This is a genomic window from Modestobacter sp. DSM 44400, assembly GCF_900107175.1.
Lineage (GTDB): Bacteria > Actinomycetota > Actinomycetes > Mycobacteriales > Geodermatophilaceae > Modestobacter.
The window spans coordinates 1-1073 of record NZ_FNOZ01000182.1 but is presented as its reverse complement, the minus strand read 5'-3'; the positions used below and the strand labels follow the sequence as shown (position 1 = coordinate 1073).

Genomic DNA, 1073 nt, shown 5'->3' with positions numbered 1-1073 from the left:
GACGGCACGCGCGATGACGGCACGCGCGATGACGGCACGCGCGATGACGGCACGCGCGATGACGGCAGGCGCGATGACGGCAGGCGCGATGACGGCACTGGCAACGACCTCGCCGGCGATGACGGCGCCGGTGGTCTGGTGGGGGTCGGCGAGGATGAGTGCTACCGGGCGATGGACTGGCTGATCGAGGCCGCGCCGCAGGTGGAGCGCGAGGTGTTCTGGTCGGTCGCCTCGCTGCTGGACCTGGAGGTCGACCTGCTGTTCTTCGACACCACCTCCACCTACTTCCAGGCCGACGCCGACACCCCGGTCGCCCGCGACGCCCGCGGCATGCCCGTGCCGGCCACCGCCCCGCCGGCGCCGCCGCAGGCGGGGGCGGCCATGTCAACGACTGCCGTGGAGACCGACACCCCGACCGGTGCCCCGGCTGACACCCCGGCCCCAGCCCCGGAGGCTGCCCCAGCCCCGGAGGTTGCGGAGGCTGCGGAGGCCGGTGGTGGTGGGTCGGCGGGGTTCCGGACGTGGGGGAAGTCCAAGGACTCCCGCGGTGATCTGCCGCAGATCGTGATCGGGATGGCGGTGACCCGCGCCGGGATTCCGGTGCGGGTGTGGTGCTGGCCGGGCAACACCGCGGACTCCGCCCTGATCCGGCAGGCCAAGGCCGATCTGCAGGAGTGGACGCTGGCCCGCATCGTGTGGGTCGGTGACCGCGGGTTCACCTCCGCGGCCAACCGCCGCGATCTGCGCGCCGGCGGACACGGCTACATCCTCGGGGAGAAGATCCGCACCACCAACCCCGACGCGATGGCGGCCCTGGCCCGGCCGGGCCGCTACTCCACCGTCGCCGGGAACCTGCAGGTCAAAGAGGTGAAAATCCGCGATGATGAGCGGTTCATCGTCTGCCTGAACCCCGAGCAGGTCACCCGGAACGCTGCGATCCGGGCGCTGATGGTCGACAAGCTCACCGCCCTGATCGCCGGCTCCGACGCCCTCACCCCGACCAAACGGGCTCTTCGAACTTGAGGGGGAAGAAGGACATGATCTTGTGAGGATCGCGGCCTCGGGCTGAGAAG

The 1073-nt window shown here is 71.3% G+C and carries 1 pseudogene; it reads left to right on the top strand.

Annotation, left to right across the window (positions count from 1 at the left end):
• A pseudogene (locus BLW04_RS25610) lies at positions 1 to 1023 on the top strand (hypothetical protein); the annotation flags it as partial.
• Positions 1024 to 1073: the final 50 nt, after the last annotated feature.